This is a genomic window from Devosia nitrariae (assembly GCF_030160115.1).
Classification (GTDB): Bacteria; Pseudomonadota; Alphaproteobacteria; order Rhizobiales; family Devosiaceae; genus Devosia; species Devosia nitrariae.
Genome location: NZ_BSNS01000011.1, coordinates 61,361 through 76,457 on the forward strand (window position 1 = coordinate 61,361; position 15,097 = coordinate 76,457).

At 64.8% G+C, this 15,097-nt stretch carries 17 protein-coding genes; 8 read left to right on the top strand and 9 right to left on the bottom strand.

The features are described from left to right. Window positions 1–23: 23 nt before the first annotated feature. From QQK18_RS10840 to QQK18_RS10850, 3 genes are all read left to right on the top strand, one after another. Window positions 24–2,312, top strand: a complete 2,289-nt coding sequence (locus tag QQK18_RS10840) for a putative PEP-binding protein (RefSeq protein ID WP_284340356.1) — start codon at window positions 24–26, stop codon at window positions 2,310–2,312. Window positions 2,313–2,395: 83 nt separating this feature from the next. Beyond that, a complete protein-coding gene (locus QQK18_RS10845) occupies window positions 2,396–2,947 on the top strand; it encodes a hypothetical protein (RefSeq protein WP_284340357.1) in 552 nt (183 codons plus the stop codon). Between the two features lie 337 nt (window positions 2,948–3,284). Further along, window positions 3,285–4,190 carry a cell wall hydrolase gene (locus QQK18_RS10850; protein WP_284340358.1) on the top strand — a complete coding sequence of 302 codons (906 nt, stop codon included), beginning with the start codon at window positions 3,285–3,287 and terminating at the stop codon, window positions 4,188–4,190. 18 nt (window positions 4,191–4,208) lie between these two features. Here QQK18_RS10850 and QQK18_RS10855 read toward each other — a convergent pair whose 3' ends face one another. The 3 genes from QQK18_RS10855 to ygfZ form a co-directional block, all read right to left on the bottom strand. Then, on the bottom strand, window positions 4,209–4,721 hold the full coding sequence (locus tag QQK18_RS10855; RefSeq protein WP_284340359.1) for a hypothetical protein: 513 nt from the start codon (window positions 4,719–4,721) through the stop codon (window positions 4,209–4,211). Between the two features lie 117 nt (window positions 4,722–4,838). Then, window positions 4,839–5,453, bottom strand: coding sequence for an HD domain-containing protein (locus QQK18_RS10860; protein WP_284340360.1), 615 nt, complete (start codon window positions 5,451–5,453; stop codon window positions 4,839–4,841). A 31-nt stretch (window positions 5,454–5,484) separates the two neighbouring features. Beyond that, a complete protein-coding gene (ygfZ, locus tag QQK18_RS10865; RefSeq protein ID WP_284340361.1) occupies window positions 5,485–6,306 on the bottom strand; it encodes a CAF17-like 4Fe-4S cluster assembly/insertion protein YgfZ in 822 nt (273 codons plus the stop codon). Between the two features lie 76 nt (window positions 6,307–6,382). Here ygfZ and QQK18_RS10870 point away from each other — a divergent pair, with 76 nt between their 5' ends. Further along, window positions 6,383–7,717 carry a dihydroorotase gene (locus QQK18_RS10870; protein ID WP_284340362.1) on the top strand — a complete coding sequence of 445 codons (1,335 nt, stop codon included), beginning with the start codon at window positions 6,383–6,385 and terminating at the stop codon, window positions 7,715–7,717. 8 nt (window positions 7,718–7,725) lie between these two features. Here the strand turns inward: QQK18_RS10870 and QQK18_RS10875 are convergent, their stop codons facing one another. From QQK18_RS10875 to QQK18_RS10885, 3 genes are all read right to left on the bottom strand, one after another. Continuing rightward, window positions 7,726–8,004, bottom strand: coding sequence for a hypothetical protein (locus tag QQK18_RS10875; protein ID WP_284340363.1), 279 nt, complete (start codon window positions 8,002–8,004; stop codon window positions 7,726–7,728). A 124-nt stretch (window positions 8,005–8,128) separates the two neighbouring features. Further along, window positions 8,129–8,512: a TIGR02301 family protein gene (locus QQK18_RS10880; RefSeq protein WP_284340364.1), complete on the bottom strand. Its 384-nt coding sequence runs from the start codon at window positions 8,510–8,512 to the stop codon at window positions 8,129–8,131. Window positions 8,513–8,526: 14 nt separating this feature from the next. Continuing rightward, window positions 8,527–8,955, bottom strand: a complete 429-nt coding sequence (locus QQK18_RS10885; protein WP_284340365.1) for an NUDIX hydrolase — start codon at window positions 8,953–8,955, stop codon at window positions 8,527–8,529. A gap of 34 nt (window positions 8,956–8,989) precedes the next feature. Between QQK18_RS10885 and QQK18_RS10890 the strand changes: the two genes are divergently transcribed. Next, window positions 8,990–9,712, top strand: coding sequence for an SOS response-associated peptidase (locus tag QQK18_RS10890; RefSeq protein WP_284340366.1), 723 nt, complete (start codon window positions 8,990–8,992; stop codon window positions 9,710–9,712). Window positions 9,713–9,720: 8 nt separating this feature from the next. On the opposite strand, the gene QQK18_RS10895 is transcribed toward QQK18_RS10890, so the two are convergent. The 3 genes from QQK18_RS10895 to QQK18_RS10905 all read right to left on the bottom strand — a co-directional run bounded on the left by QQK18_RS10895 (window position 9,721) and on the right by QQK18_RS10905 (window position 12,323). Next, a complete protein-coding gene (locus QQK18_RS10895; RefSeq protein WP_284340367.1) occupies window positions 9,721–10,281 on the bottom strand; it encodes a hemerythrin domain-containing protein in 561 nt (186 codons plus the stop codon). Window positions 10,282–10,505: 224 nt separating this feature from the next. After that, window positions 10,506–10,877: a hypothetical protein gene (locus QQK18_RS10900; RefSeq protein ID WP_284340368.1), complete on the bottom strand. Its 372-nt coding sequence runs from the start codon at window positions 10,875–10,877 to the stop codon at window positions 10,506–10,508. A 33-nt stretch (window positions 10,878–10,910) separates the two neighbouring features. Continuing rightward, the gene (locus QQK18_RS10905) at window positions 10,911–12,323 is read right to left on the bottom strand and encodes an FAD-binding oxidoreductase (RefSeq protein ID WP_379994543.1); all 1,413 of its coding nucleotides are present in this window, start codon (window positions 12,321–12,323) and stop codon (window positions 10,911–10,913) included. Between the two features lie 118 nt (window positions 12,324–12,441). Here QQK18_RS10905 and QQK18_RS10910 point away from each other — a divergent pair, with 118 nt between their 5' ends. The 3 genes from QQK18_RS10910 to aroC all read left to right on the top strand — a co-directional run bounded on the left by QQK18_RS10910 (window position 12,442) and on the right by aroC (window position 15,068). Then, window positions 12,442–13,233: an enoyl-ACP reductase FabI gene (locus QQK18_RS10910; protein WP_379994501.1), complete on the top strand. Its 792-nt coding sequence runs from the start codon at window positions 12,442–12,444 to the stop codon at window positions 13,231–13,233. Window positions 13,234–13,253: 20 nt separating this feature from the next. After that, window positions 13,254–13,883, top strand: a complete 630-nt coding sequence (locus QQK18_RS10915; protein WP_284340371.1) for a histidine phosphatase family protein — start codon at window positions 13,254–13,256, stop codon at window positions 13,881–13,883. Window positions 13,884–13,949: 66 nt separating this feature from the next. After that, entirely contained in the window at window positions 13,950–15,068 is a 1,119-nt protein-coding gene (gene aroC, locus QQK18_RS10920; RefSeq protein WP_284340372.1) for a chorismate synthase, read from the top strand. Window positions 15,069–15,097 lie beyond the last annotated feature (29 nt).

A 15,097-nucleotide genomic window follows, 5' to 3' on the forward strand; every position in this document is an offset into this window, starting at 1 on the left:
GTAACGGCAGCAAGGATCATCCGGTGAGTCTGGCCCAGGAAATGTTTGCGATCGCGCCGGCGACGGGCAAGGCAGACCTTTCCGCCAGCCAATTGAAGCTGCTGTCGGGCAAGGCGCGCTGGATTTTCCGCGTTTCGGAAGCCGGTTTCCCGACGATCCCGACAATCGCCATCACCCGCGCCGCCTGGGAGGCGCTGCAGGCCCAACGGGTCAAGAAGGACCCTCGCCTGCGCACTCATTGGGTCTCCTGCCTCTTCCGGCTTGTGGACAAGGAGGGCAAGCCTCCGGCGCTCGTCGTGCGAACCTCTGCCTCCCGGCACAATGGCGGCCTTATGCCCGCCCGCATCGGCATACCTCCGCCGACGAACGAAGCCGACTCCGTCGATCCCGCCCGTCCCCTGGCCCGAGCGATCAAGGATGCCTTCGATTCTTATGGCTACGAAGCGGGGCTGTGGACGGGCACGCGCAGCGCCGAGGAACGTGCCCGCCAGATCGTTCTCGTCCAGGCGATGGCCGAGGGCGACATCGAACAGTTTTTGACCCGCGACGCCGTGACCGGCGCTCCAGGTCCCGCGCCGGCCAATGCCGCTGGCGTTCCCAAGCTCCCCGAAAGCTGCGGGGCACTGGTCTCCCTGCTCGATGCCAAAGCCGGCCGTCACATGATCTGCGTGGTGGCCGTCAGCGGCGGTGAAGCGCGATTCCTTTCGGCTCGCCCCCTCCAGGCGAGCATCGCTGCCGAGCTCGAGGCGGCGGTCGACCGCGTCGGGGCCGGAGTATGGACGCGCCAGAATGCCGTCAACCGAACTGATCCGGCCCGCCTCGCCCAGCTTCTCCACCCGCGCCTAACCTCTATCAACGGGGCTCCGCCAATTGCCACGGGCCTCGGCGTCTCGCCGGGCGCCGCCAGCGGTTTTATCGCCTTCACCGCCGAGGACGCTGCTCGCATGCGTGCTCGCGGCAAGCACTGCATCCTCGTCGTCACCGAAACCGGGCCAGGCGATGTCGAGGGCATGAAGGCGGCAACCGGCATTCTGACCGCCCGCGGCGGCATGACCAGCCATGCCGGCGTTATCGCCCGCATCACCGGCAAGCCATGCGTTGCTGGCGTTCGCAATCTCTCCGTCAATCCGCTCGAAATGAGCTGCCAGATCGGTGACAAGGAGTTCCGTTCCGGCGACCGGCTGACTATCGACGGCTCGGACGGCTCGGTCTATGCCGGCATGCTGCCTCTGAGCCAGCCCCATATTGGCGGCGCACTCGGCACCCTTCTCGACTGGTCGGATGCCAGCCGCACCATTGCCGTGCGCACCAACGTCGAGACCGTGGAATCGGCGCAGACCGCGCTGAGTTTCGGGGCCGAAGGCATAGGCCTCGCCCGTTCCGAGCACATGTTCTTCTCACCCGAGCGGATGGTGGCGCTGCGCCGTCTCATCCTTTCCGAGGACGAGAACGACCGCACCCGGGCCCTCGAAGGCCTCGTCGACTACCAGACCGGCGACTACGCGGCGCTTTTTGCCGTCATGCGCGGCATGCCTGTCACCGTGCGCCTCTTCGATCCGCCGCTGCACGAGTTCCTGCCGCGCAGTGAAGAGGATGTCGAGGATACCGCCGCCTCCCTCGGTTTGGCCGTGCGCGCCCTGCGCCTCAGGCTCGAGCGCATCGCCGAGGTCAACCCCATGCTCGGCCATCGTGGCGTGCGGCTCGCCATCACCTATCCCGAAATCCTGCAGATGCAGATCCAGGCGCTGATGGCCGGCGCCAGGGCGGCGAGCGAAACCCAGCGCGAACCGGTTCTGCTCGAGGTCATGGTGCCCTTCGTTTCGACGGCGAGCGAGGTGGCGTTCGTGCGCGAGCGAGTAATGGCGATCGCCGGCAATTCCGGCCTCCTGCGCTCGGACCGCGCCCGTCTATCCTTCGGCACCATGATCGAATTGCCGCGCGCCTGCCTCAGGGCAGGCGATATCGCCCAGATGGTCGACTTCTTCTCCTTCGGCACCAACGACCTGACGCAGACGACTTTCGGCATCTCGCGCGACGATGCCCCCACCTTCCTTGCCTCGTATCAGAGAAAGGCGATTTACGAGCGCGATCCGTTCGTGACCATCGACGAGAAGGGAGTGGGCGAGATGATTTCGATCGCTATCGCGCGGGGCAAGGCCGCCAATCCGCGCCTGAAGATCGGCATCTGCGGCGAGCACGCCGGCGATCCGGCCTCGCTTGCCTATTTCGCCGGGCTGGGCGTCGACTATGTCAGCTGTTCACCCTATCGTGTTCCCATTGCCCGGCTGACCCTTGCGCAGGCATCTGCTTAAAATGCGCAAGTATCTGACCTATATAGCGGTCAGGGCAAGCGGGGGCGGGTACATGCTCCTTTGGATGGGAGGAACTGAGGCTCGTGAGAGTACTGGCAATCTTGGCCGCATTGCCGGCACTTCTCATCCCGACGGTTCCGGCGTTTAGCCAATCCGAAGCCGCAAGCTGCGCGGCGATCGCCGACAATACCGAGCGGCTGGCCTGCTATGACGGCGTTTTCCGCGACGGGGCGGCCGGCGACACCGAGGCGGTTGTCCTGCAATCCCAGACGCTCATTCCTGCCGTCCCCTCCGGCCGCGGTAACGCCACAATGACCATCGCGTGCGAGGCCGGCGAGCTTGTCGTCCGCTTCGGCTTTGCCGGCAACGTCCTCTCTGCCACGGGCTCCAACACCGGTATCAGTCTGCAGCGCGACCTTCAGCGCGCCCAGGCGATGATATTGCCCCCCGACCCGACTGGTACGGACCTGGTGATCGCAGGGAACCAGGCGGTGGTCGATTTCCTCAACTCCCTCCGAGGCGTCACCAATCTCGGCGCCCGAGTCACGCCCGCCAGTTCCCGCTCCCTTCACGTGCGCTTCCAGGTCACCGGACTTCCCGAGCAGGTCGCTCCCGTCATCGCTGCCTGTCAGTAGTGCTGTCCCAATTTGTCCGCAAACAAGCCGGAAGAGAGCCCCGGTTCAGTCCTTTGCGCGCCCAATTCCCAGTGTTTACCCACCGCTAACCCTAATCGGCGATCATCTGCTTTGTCGGCATTTTAGTCACTTTGTGCCGGTCTGTAGTTGTGTTGCGTTGAGTTGAGTAGCGTTTATGGCCCAAGCGAGCCGGCCGGTCGCGTTTTCACGCGCTGGCAGACCTGTCCGTCGGCATCGCCCCCTTGCCGCAGTTGCGGCGGCGGGGCTTTTCTCCGCCCTTTGCTATTTCGGCCTCACCGCCTCGGCTATCGGCCCGGCGTCCGGAGACCTGGGAGATTTGGGATCTCCCGGCGCGGCCCCGGTTGCCATCGCCAGCCTCACCTTTTCCGGCACCGACGCCGTCATCACCGGCTCGGTCGGTCACCTCTTCGAATCCGCCGGCTTTGTCGGTCCCAACCGGGCCGAGAAATCCGATCGCCATCGCCCCGAGGTCGACGTGTTGACCGTCGCCCGCAGCTTCACCGCCATTCGCGCACACATCGCTGACCTGCGGACCCCCGCCGCGGATCCGCAGGTGCTCGGCCAATCGCGCATCGAGACTGCCGAGGTCGTACCGCCGCCGCCGACAGCTACCGCCGCCGACCCCGACGAACCGCGTATTTCGATCGCCGCCATCGACACTTCCGCCGGCGCCGCGCTCGATGCCATCGATGGGATTGCTCCGCAGTCGGATGCGCCCGTTCCCGTCGCTGCGTCGGAACAACTCGCCTATGCCCGCGCTTCCGCGCCCATCACCACCGAGTACGCCACCGGCGAGGTGATGCGCGTCGCCGAAAAGCAGCTCTGGTGCCTGTCCACCGCCATCTATTTCGAGGCACGCGGGGAAAGTTATCGCGGACAGGTCGGCGTCGCTCAGGTCGTCCTCAACCGCGTCAAGGACCATCGCTATCCCGATACGATCTGCGCGGTGGTGTTCCAGAACCAAAGCCGGCGCAACGCCTGCCAGTTCTCCTTTGCCTGCGACGGCATTCCGGAGGTCATCAACGACCGCAAGGCCTGGGCTCAGGCCGAGGAAATCGCCGAGAAGGTGACGCAAGGCCAGCTTTATCTGACCGAGGTCGCCGAAGCGACCCACTACCACGCGACCTACGTACGCCCGGGCTGGGCCCCGCGCATGAACAAGGTTACCCAGATCGGCCTGCATGTCTTCTACAAGTTCAAGAGCGGCTGGATCTTCGGCTAACCGTTCTCGTCCTTCAGGTCAGCAGATCGAATAGTTGCGCGAGAGGATGCAGGTGGTCGAGCCATCGGAGATGATGCGCTCGCCCTTGCCCGTGCGCAGGTGGAGGAACGACGAGCCCTTGACGAGTGGTGCCACCACCCAGCGATGGCCCCAGCCGCCGAGCACGAGCGTGGCAAGGCGCTCGTCGGACACTTCCTCGACTTCGATCCCCGGATAGAGCACATGCGGTGAAGCGAGGCCATCGGTCGAATAGGTGCCTGTCGCCGTTTCGGCGATGTCGACATAGCTCGTCTGGCCGTATCCGATCTTCTTGATCCGGCTGTTGGCAAGCGGCTCGGTCGATACCCAGTCCTCATAGGTGATGCGGTAGTGGGTGTCGTCGATCCGGACCAGGGCGTCGAGATCGATGGCCGTCTTCGCCTCGTCGGCAAACACACTCATCACCAAGCCCGGACCGATGGCCGACAGCGCCGTCGCGCAGACCGCCCCGAGCGTCATTCCCAGCAACACTTGGCGGTTTGGCAGGCTCATCGTCATTCGTCCCGTTTTGGTGCGTTTCGAAGGCTCATTGGTAACACTTGATTAACCACCGGGACGCGGTCGTGGCAAAGTTCATCCTTTGTTAGGGTTAATCTCCACAGGAAGGTTTTAAGCGCTTAGATGCGCGCTGATCGCCTCGAAGGTGGCGATGAACTGGTCGTGCGCTTCGCGCGTCGGCCAGGGTCGGATCAGCCTGTCGAACTGGTCGAGGTCGAATTGTGGCAGGCCCGGTTCGCCGAAATATTTGCGTGCTTCCACCGCCTCGAATCCGGCCAGGTGCGTTGCCTCGAAATAGGCCGCGTCCCTGTCAGCCTTCTTGATCGCCTTGGTGATCGTGGCCGGCGGGTGCGCCGGCAGGGCGAACCGCAGGTAGATCGCGGCCAGGAGCCGGTTTTCGACCTCTTTGTAGTTGCCGCCCATCGCGGCCTTGAACGGCGAGATGATGTCGCCCATCACGTATTCGGGCGCATCGTGCAACAGGGCATAGAGGTGCGCTTCAGGCCCGAGATCCGGGTTTGCCGTGCGGAAAAGCTCGAGCACAAGCACCGAGTGCTGCGCGACCGAGAACGGATAGTCTCCCAACGTCTGACCGTTCCAGCGGGCAACGCGTGCCAACCCGTGCGCGATATCGGAAAGTTCGACGTCGAGCGGAGAAGGGTCCAGAATGTCGAGACGCCGACCCGACAGCATACGCTGCCAGGCGCGATCCTTGCCGCGCGCCATTGTGCCCTCGTTCGGAAAATCCTGTCGAACGCTAATCCGCGTCCGCCGATTCGCCAAACGCATAGCTCGCCCAATCGGGCAGGCGAAGCGTTGCCGGGGCGCCTTCGACGGTGACGGCGTCCGAATCCGTTATCCGGTCGAGCCGCAGCACCGCCACTGCGTGGCCCTCGACCACGCGTCCGACGGACCCCGCTTCGCGCCCGCCTGCGACAACGGCAGACCCGGCCGGCGCGGCGATCCCGGAAACGACCACCGGCCGTCGTCGCGCCGTTCCGCGATGTTTCATGCGGCTGACGACCTCCTGGCCCACATAGCAGCCTTTGACGAAATCGATGCCGTCGTTGAGATCCATGCCGATGTCGTGCGCGAAGGTCGTCTCCGGCCCGAAATCCTCGCCGAGTTCACTGATCCCGGCAGCGATCCGCGCCCTGGCGAAATCCTCGCCTTCACCCCACGCGGCCGCGGCATCTGCCGTCGCAACCACCCGATAGCCGAGCCCGCCGCCGCGCGCATCGCGGTGAACGATGCCGCCTTCCAGGCGATCCCGCGCCCAGCCGACTCGATGGGTTTCGGTGAGGTCCTCGATCTCGGCCTTGGCGCGCAGCCGGTACATTTTCATGCGCTTGAGGAAATTCTCGGCAACGTCTGCCGCGACATCCAGCCACCACGCGCCCTTGGCAAAGCCTGCCAGCCCCTCGGCAAGAATCTTGCCCTGCGGCGACAGTAGCGCCCACCAGCCCGCTGTCTCCGATCCTTCGGCGAACGGCCCCGTCAGCACGTCATTGAGCAATCTGTGGGCATCCGGGCCCGAGAAACGGACGACAGCGCGTCCTGCGCGCAAAATCGTGGCCATGAGATGCTCCAACTCTTGCCGGCAAGCGGTCGCGTGCCTAGAACCGGACCCAGTTCACCAGACCCGGCAGGCAGACATGGCGCACCACGAGCTGATTTTCAAGAACGGTACCGTGGTCAACCAGGACGGTGAAGGCGAAGCCGACGTCGGCATCGTCAAGGGACGGATCGCCGGTATCGGCGATCTGACCGGCGACAGCGCCGAGACGGTTGTCGACTGCAAGGGGCTGCACATCCTGCCCGGCGTTATCGACACGCAGGTGCATTTCCGCGAGCCCGGCAACGAACACAAGGAGGACCTGGAGTCAGGTTCCCTCTCGGCTGTCATGGGTGGCGTCACCGGCGTCTTCGAGATGCCCAACACCAGTCCGCTGACCATCTCGCGCGCAACTTTTGAGGACAAGATCGCGCGGGCGACGAACCGCATGCATTGCGATTTCGCCTTCTATATCGGCGGCACCCACGACAATGTCGCAGAACTCGCCGACCTCGAGAAGCTTCCTGGTTGCGCCGGCATCAAGGTGTTCATGGGCTCATCCACCGGGTCATTGTTGGTGCCGGATGACGCTGGGGTGGAGGCTATCCTTTCGGCCATTTCCCGCCGCGCCGCCTTCCACTCGGAGGATGAATACCGGCTCGAGGAGCGCAAGCATTTAAGGGTCGAAGGCGATCCGTCTTCGCACCCCGTCTGGCGCGACACCGAGGCGGCGCTCCATTGCACCAAACGCCTCGTTTCCATCGCCCGTCGCACCGGCAAGCGCATTCATGTCCTTCACATCTCGACCGCCGAGGAGATGGCGTTCCTCTCGCGCTGCAAGGACGTTGCCAGCGTCGAGGTGACGCCTCACCACCTGACCCTCGACGAGACCGCTTACCAGCGCCTCGGCACCTACGCGCAGATGAACCCGCCCGTGCGCGACGCCGCACATCGCGAAGGGATATGGGCGGGCGTCGCCAACGGCGTCGCCGACATTCTCGGTTCCGACCACGCCCCGCACACCCGCGAGGAAAAGAGCAAGCCCTATCCCGCCTCGCCCTCGGGCATGACCGGGGTGCAGACGCTGGTTCCCGTCATGCTCGACCACGTCAATGCCGGCCGCTTGAGCCTGGCCCGCTTCGTCGACATGACCAGCGCCGGTCCCCACCGCCTGTTCGGCATAGCCGCCAAGGGCCGCATCGCTGTCGGCTACGACGCGGATCTGACCGTGGTCGACCTCAAACGGCGCGAGACCATTACCAATGATTGGATCATGAGCAAGGCGGGTTGGACACCCTATGACGGCGTTGCCGTCACCGGCTGGCCCGTCGGTACGGTCGTGCGGGGGGAGACCGTCATGTGGCAGGGCGCGCTGGTGACGCCCGCGACAGGCAAGCCCATGCGCTTCCTGGAGGCGCTGCCGGCCGAGGCCTGAAGACTCAGCTACTGCAGGTTGCGGTCGAGATTATACTCACCCGCGCGGATGCGATCGGGCAGGTCTGCGACCATGTCAGCTGTCGAGTCGTCGCCATAGAGCCGCACGAACATGGCCAGCGCCGCAAAGAGCGAGGCATGCGCCAGCGACTGGCGCTCGATGCCGTCCTCCTCGGCCGAATTCCACGCCTCGGCCAGATATTCGAGCGCGATCCGACGCTCGCTGTGCTCGAGGTCGATCATATCGGCTGAGGTGGTCGCGCCGAATAAGGTTTTGCTAGCTGCCATTCCTTGGGGTTAGCACGCCCGGCTTTCGTTCGCCTCTTGGAAGTAACCTAAAGGTTAACAGCGGGTCAGGAATTGTCCTTAATACACAGGCTCATACACAGGTTTTCCCCTGTAGGGATGCCGGCTATTCGGCGAAGCGTGAATGGATGTCGCGCGCCCGCGTTTCGGCCTCGGCCAGAAGGCGCAGGAATGCTTCACGGGCTGCCGGCGTGCAGGCTCTGTGGAAGCGGGCGAAGGCTTGGTAGCCATCATTGAAGGCGCCCGCCAGCCGCTGCCGCCTGTCTTCCTCGGGCTCGTCGAGGGCGATGAGCTCGGCCATTTGCGCGCGCCAGTCCTCTGTGCCCTCGGCGCAAAGCGGCTGCAGGAAATAGAGGCTGCCCATGATCTCGGCCAGCCGTTCCATCTCGCGCTGATAAGGCGGGTCGATGGCCCCGGCTTGTCCACCAAGACAGATAATGACGCCGGCCGCAGCCAGCGCGCGTCGGAAGGATTTTGCAAACATGATCATCGCCGCCGATCCTATCATTGCGCACCGACGCGCGCGAAGGCCCTTAGCAGCAATTGGTGAAGGCGCGCCGTGGTGCGCATTGCGGCGGCCTGCGCCAGCGGCACCCAGCGGTGGTCGGCGATTTCGTCGGAAGCAGCGAGCGCACCCTCGAACCGGGTGCTGGCAAAGACCGCCAACCGCCAGCCGCCGCTTGCGCTCGCTAGCACCTGCGTCTCGACGTGCCGCAGATGCGAGACCGTCAGTCCCAGCTCCTCGCGCACCTCCCGAATGGCGCAGTCCTCGGCTGTCTCACCCGCTTCGGCGCGGCCGCCCGGCAGCGTCCAGAGATGCCGATATGGCGCATAGGCGCGCTTGATCAGCAGCACCTCACCCGATCGGATGAGGGCAACGCTCGCCGAATCGGGCGCGGCCTCGCCAGCAATTGTTTGCGACTCGCTGCTCATATCCTAACTTTAGAGCCAGTCACGGAGATGTCCCATGTGCGGGCGCTATGTCGCTGAAAAGGCGATCGAAGGCATGATTGCGCAATTGCAGGCGCTGAACGCGGTCGACGTCGCCCCACGCTATAACGTCGCGCCGACCCAACCGGTGCTCGCCGTCTGGGAGGAGGCGGGCCGCCGCGAGGTACGCTTTGCCCGCTGGGGTCTCGTGCCGCGCTGGGTCAAGGACCCGCGTCAGTTCTCTCTGCTGGTCAACGCCCGGGCCGAGACACTTGCCGAAAAGCCGGCCTTCCGTGACGCCCTGAAGCATGGCCGCTGCATCCTGCCTGCGACCGGCTACTACGAATGGCAACTGCGCGCCGACAAGAAGAAGCAGCCCTATTACATCACGCTGGCCAGTGACGAACCGATGGCGCTCGCTGGCCTCTATGCGACCTGGTCGGGACCGCAGGGCGAGGAGGTCGACACTGTTGCCACCATCACCGTTCCGGCCAACGACCAGCTCTCGGTGATCCACGACCGCATGCCGGTGATCCTGCGCGGCGCCGAGATCGAGCAATGGCTTGACGTGCGCGGCGTGCGCGCCCGCGAGGCGCACCAGCTCGCGCTGCCGCTCGAGGATGGGGCGCTGAAATTCCACCCGGTCTCGACACGGGTGAATACGGCCGAGTTCGACGACGAGAGACTGATCGAACCGGTGACGGTGGAGAAACCGGAGCCGCCCAAGGATGGCGGGGGCGGGCAGCTGAGCCTTTTTTGACCGACTGTTTAGCTGCCGATCTTGAAATAGCCCAGCGCGTCGCCGATCGCGTCTTCCTCGTAGCCCAGATGCGAAAGCAGCACGCGCTCCAGCGCATCGAACAGCTCGCGTGCCGTGGCAAAGCTCTCCGGCGTCGAGTTGCGCGCCAGCTCGCCCAGCGCGCCGACGAGGCGCACCAGCAATTCGTGGACCACCACGTGCTCGGCCGCCAGCCGCTCGGCGATCTTGCGAAACGCCTCGCCCTTCTGGCTGAGCGCCGGAAAGATCGCCTGGTCCTCGATCGAATGGTGCATATGGACGAACTGGCAATACTGGCCGCAAAGATTGCCGAACCGGCGATAGTTGGCGATCATCGTCAGGTCGCCCGTCTCTTCGGCAACCTGCGCCGGCGTCACCGTCCCAGCCGCCGCCCGTTCGACCAGGCGCCGCAGCACCTCCATGTTCTCGCGCAGATGATCGTGGATCATCCGCAAGTGCTGGCCCGGCGCCTTCTGCTCATCGGTCACGCCCTCCAGCGTGGGTGGAGCGGGACGCGTGGCGTCGTCGAGGAATACGATGTCGTCGAGCATGGGAGAATCCGGCGATGAAAGGGACTGGCGCTGACATGGGACGACAGCGGTGCCGGATCAAGTAGGCACAGCCATGTGTGTAACCGCAGAAGCCCGCGCAAGCGGCTATTGCCGGCCGTCTGGGACGTGGGCGCCGAGCGCTCGGGCGCCGATGTGGCAAAGGCACGCGAACGCCGCGAGTTGCAAGACAGCCCCGACCGCGTGCGAATACTCCCACTGGATCCTCAAGGCCTGCCAGTTGTCTGGCAGCATCGTCCACTGGTCAGTCGCCGAGTTGGCTGGAAACGTATAGATCCAGAACACCACCTGCGCCACGATAAGAGCGGCAAGCGCGGTGCAGGTCGGCAGGAAGTAGGAGAACCTTCGGGGGCACGCAGAGCCAACCCGATGAGGCCGATCGCCTGGACGACCAGCACGATGGCCAACAATGCCCAGCCGCGATAGGCGCCCTGCGTGGCGAGATAATCGGACCTGTCCATACCGAGCTTGTTGGGCATCTCCAGGAGATGCGCCAGCGCGCCTCCCAGCGCGATGCCGGTGCCCATCATCGCAACGAAATAGAAGATACCGGCGGCTCGATCGAAGCGCTCGCTCATGTCCGGCGAACGGGGAAACGGGAGCTTCGTTCCCTAATCCAGCATCTTGCCCGGGTTCAGTATTCCCCTGGGATCGAGCGCCTGCTTGATGGCCCGCATCATCTCCAGCGCCACCGGATCCTTCACCTGCTTTAAGAGCGCGGTCTTCAGCTGCCCGATGCCGTGTTCGGCAGAAACCGAACCACCGAGCCTGAGGACGACTTCGTAAACCGCATCGTGCACGGGTTGCGCGCCGGCCATGAACGTCTTGCCGTCGGCACCGACCGGCTGGCTGAAGTTGAAGTGGATGTTGCCATCGCCCATGTGGCCAAACGGCACGGCGCGGATGCCAGCGACCAGCGCCTCGGCTGCTTCGGATCCTTCCGCGATGAGCCTTGGAATGGCGGCGATCGGCACCGAGACGTCGTGCTTGATCGAAGCGCCCTCGCGCGACTGGACCTCCGACATCTGCTCGCGGAAGGCCCACATGCGCGTGCGGTCGGCGAGCGACTCGGCCACCACCGCATTGTCGATCAGCTGCGCCTCGAACGCCGCCTCGAGCCCCGCCTGCAGGAGCCCGCCTTTGGCGCCCTTCGGCTGGCTGATCTCGATGAGCGCGTACCAGGGGGAGGGGCCGGCGGTGGGGTCCTTGTCGAGCATGCCGTGCCGCATCTGCATGTCGAGCCCGATCAACGGCACGAGCTCGAAGGCGTTGAGCCGCATGCCGGCCCGCTCGCGCATTGTGTAGAAAAGCTCGAGCGCCGCCTCAGGAGAAGCGAGGTTGACGATCGCCGTCTCGTAGACGGCCGGCAACGGGAAGATCTTGAGGGTCGCCGCCGTGATGATGCCGAGCGTGCCCTCCGCGCCGATCAGCAGATCCTTGAGATCGTAACCGGTGTTGTCCTTCTTGAGGGCATTGAGTCCCTTGTAGAGCCGCCCGTCGGCCAGCACCGCTTCAACCCCGAGGCAGAGCTCGCGCGCATTTCCGTAGGCGAGGACGTTGACGCCACCCGCATTGGAGGAGAGCACCCCGCCGATCCGCGCCGAACCCTGCGAGGCGATCCACAGCGGAAACATGGCGCCCTCAGCCTCGGCGATCCTATGCGCTTCTTCGAGGATCATGCCGGCTTCGACCGTCATGTGACCTGCCGCCGCATCGATCTCGCGCAGGGCGTTGATCCGGGCAAGGCTGACGATCACCTCGTCGCCCCTCAGCGGTACCTGTGCACCGACGAGCCCGGTATTGCCGCCCTGCGGGATCAGCGCCACGCCGTGCTCGAAGGCGAACCGGGTCAGCGCCTGCACCTCGGCGACACTGCGCGGCAGGGCCACGGCAGCTGCCTTCTCATGGAAGCGCTTGCGCGGTTCGTTGAGATAGGAGCCCATTTGCACAGGGTCGGCAACGACGCTGTCGGGGCCGAGAAACTCAGTCAGTCGGGCGACGATTGTGGCGGTATCGGCGAGCATGACGGGACCATAGCGGGCGGGTGCAAATCCGCAAGGCGCAAGCTTGCCCCTCTCGCCCCCCTGTGCCACAACCGCCCCGACCACACCAGTAAAGGCTGACCGAATGGCGCAGGGATTCATGTCGGGAAAGCGCGGGCTGATCATGGGCCTCGCCAACAACCGTTCGATCGCCTGGGGCATCGCCAAGGCCCTGGCCGGGCAGGGTGCCGACCTCGCGTTCTCCTATCAGGGCGAAGCCCTGAAGCGCCGGGTCGAGCCGCTCGCCGCCGAAGTCGGTTCCGACTTCCTCGTCGAATGCGACGTCTCCGACGAAGCCGCCATGGACAAGACTTTCGAGGAGATCAAGGCTCGCTGGGGCAAGCTCGATTTCCTCGTCCACGCCATCGGCTTTTCCAACAAGGAGGAGCTCGAGGGTCGCTATATCGATACCACCCCGGGCAATTTCGCCCTGACCATGAATATCTCCGTTTATTCCTTCACCGCTGTCGCCAAGCGCGCCGAAGCGCTGATGGCCCCGGGCGGGTCCCTGCTGACGCTGACCTATTACGGCTCGACCAAATACGTGCCCAATTACAACGTCATGGGCGTCGCCAAGGCCGCGCTCGAGGCTTCCGTGCGCTATCTGGCGGTTGATCTCGGCGGCAAGGGCATCCGCGTCAACGCGATATCGGCCGGCGCCATCAAGACTCTGGCCGCCTCTGGGATCGCCGGCCTCAGGGATATGCTGCACTGGCAGGAGGCAAATTCGGCGCTGCGTCGCAACGTGTCGATCGACGACGTGGGCAATTCGGCGCTTTACCTGCTGTCCGACTTTGCCAACGGCGTGACCGGAGAGATCCACTATGTTGATGCCGGCTACAGTGTCGTCGGCATGAAGCTACTCGAAGCAGCCGAGGGGGGTGCGGAGTAGCCGACTTCCGCCGTAACGCAATGACCAATTTCATCTGGCCTGACTTCTATTTCGCCCGCCACGGCGAAACGGACTGGAACCGCGAGCGCCGCTACCAGGGCACAAGGGATATTCCATTGAACGACACCGGCCGCCGCCAGGCTGACGCCAATGGCCAGTTGCTGCGTGACCTGCTAGAGCGCGACGAGGTCGATCCAGTGTCCCTCAACTGGTTCGCCTCGCCCCTGAGCCGTGCCCGCGAAACCATGGAGCGCATGCGCGCCGCTTTCGACGTCGAACTGCCGCCCGTCCACTACGACAAGCGACTCATCGAGATCTCCTTCGGCGAGCTCGAAGGGCGCCTCCACGCTGAGATCAACCGCGAAGCTGCGACCGCGCCGGGCGAGCGCGAGCCGAGCTACTGGCACTACCGCCCGACCAACGGCGAGAATTACGACGACGTCGCCGCGCGCCTGCTGGATTTCGCCGAAATCCTCACCGACAACGCTGTCGTCGTTGCCCATGGCGGTGTCTTTCGCGTTCTGCGGCACCTCGTCGAGGGCGCTCCCCATGGGGATGTCGTCAACTGGCAACCGCCACAGGGCGCCGTCGCCCATTTTTCCAAAGGCATGATGACCGTTCACAACACCGAGGAAGCCTCCGGCAGCTGAGCCCGATTTGATTGCATAGAAATGCGTCGCGCTCTAGAACGGCCGCAGTCGCGAGGACCGTCCGCCATGTCGTTCAATACCTTTGGCCATCTCTTCCGCTTCACCACCTGGGGGGAGAGCCATGGGCCGGCCCTGGGGGTGGTCGTCGACGGTTGTCCGCCGGGCATCGCGCTGACCCCAGAGATGATCCAGCGCGACCTCGACCGAAGGAAGCCGGGCCAGTCCAAATTCACCACCCAGCGCCGCGAGGCCGATGAGGTCAGAATCCTCTCGGGTGTCTTCGAGGACGAGCGCACGGACGGCCCCCGGACCACCGGCACGCCGATCTCGCTCCTCATCGAGAACATCGACCAGCGGTCCAAGGACTATTCGGAGATCCGCGACAAGTACCGCCCGGGTCACGCCGACTACACCTACCACCAGAAATACGGCCTCAGGGACTATCGCGGTGGCGGCCGCTCATCGGCCCGCGAGACGGCGGCCCGCGTGGCTGCCGGCGCCATCGCCCGTCTGATCGTCGCCGATGTCAGGATCCGCGCCAGCCTCGTCCAGGTCGGTCCGCACAAGATCGATTACGGCAAATTCGACTGGGACCAGGTGGGCCAGAACCCGTTCTTCTGCGCCGACGCCAACGCCGCCTCGGTCTGGGCGGATTATCTCGACGACGTCCGCAAGGCCGGCAATTCGGTCGGCGCGGTGATCGAGGTGGTGGCCGAGAACGTGCCGGCGGGCTGGGGCGCCCCGATCTACGGCAAGTTGAGCGCAGACCTCGCCTCGGCGATGATGTCGATCAACGCCGTCAAGGCCGTCGAGATCGGCGCTGGCTTCGAGGCAGCGGGCCTGACGGGCATCGAGAATGCCGACGAGATGCGCGCCGGTGACGAACGCCCCTATTTTCTCTCCAACCAGGCGGGCGGCATTCTTGGCGGCATCTCCAATGGCGACCCGGTCGTTGTCCGCTTCGCTGTAAAGCCGACATCCTCGATCCTCGCCCCACGCCGCACCGTCACGGTCGAGAACGAAGACACCGACATTGTCACCAAGGGCCGGCACGATCCGTGCGTCGGCATCCGTGCGGTGCCAATCGGGGAGGCGATGATGGCCTGCGTGCTTGCCGACCACTTCCTGCGCCACCGCGGTCAGACGGGGCGCGAGGGGCCGCTGGGTTTTCTGACGGGCGGCTAGGTCGTAGTGACAATTTAATCGACTTAGGG

Coding starts and splice junctions, on each gene's coding strand:
- QQK18_RS10880 (WP_284340364.1), bottom strand. CDS start 8,512: ATGATCATGTTTGCAAAATCCTTCCGACGCGCGCTGGCTGCGGCCGGC.
- QQK18_RS10910 (WP_379994501.1), top strand. CDS start 12,442: ATGTCGGGAAAGCGCGGGCTGATCATGGGCCTCGCCAACAACCGTTCG.
- QQK18_RS10905 (WP_379994543.1), bottom strand. CDS start 12,323: ATGCTCGCCGATACCGCCACAATCGTCGCCCGACTGACTGAGTTTCTC.
- QQK18_RS10875 (WP_284340363.1), bottom strand. CDS start 8,004: ATGGCAGCTAGCAAAACCTTATTCGGCGCGACCACCTCAGCCGATATG.
- QQK18_RS10915 (WP_284340371.1), top strand. CDS start 13,254: ATGACCAATTTCATCTGGCCTGACTTCTATTTCGCCCGCCACGGCGAA.
- QQK18_RS10890 (WP_284340366.1), top strand. CDS start 8,990: ATGTGCGGGCGCTATGTCGCTGAAAAGGCGATCGAAGGCATGATTGCG.
- ygfZ (WP_284340361.1), bottom strand. CDS start 6,306: ATGGCCACGATTTTGCGCGCAGGACGCGCTGTCGTCCGTTTCTCGGGC.
- aroC (WP_284340372.1), top strand. CDS start 13,950: ATGTCGTTCAATACCTTTGGCCATCTCTTCCGCTTCACCACCTGGGGG.
- QQK18_RS10895 (WP_284340367.1), bottom strand. CDS start 10,281: ATGCTCGACGACATCGTATTCCTCGACGACGCCACGCGTCCCGCTCCA.
- QQK18_RS10870 (WP_284340362.1), top strand. CDS start 6,383: ATGGCGCACCACGAGCTGATTTTCAAGAACGGTACCGTGGTCAACCAG.
- QQK18_RS10860 (WP_284340360.1), bottom strand. CDS start 5,453: ATGGCGCGCGGCAAGGATCGCGCCTGGCAGCGTATGCTGTCGGGTCGG.
- QQK18_RS10885 (WP_284340365.1), bottom strand. CDS start 8,955: ATGAGCAGCGAGTCGCAAACAATTGCTGGCGAGGCCGCGCCCGATTCG.
- QQK18_RS10900 (WP_284340368.1), bottom strand. CDS start 10,877: ATGAGCGAGCGCTTCGATCGAGCCGCCGGTATCTTCTATTTCGTTGCG.
- QQK18_RS10855 (WP_284340359.1), bottom strand. CDS start 4,721: ATGAGCCTGCCAAACCGCCAAGTGTTGCTGGGAATGACGCTCGGGGCG.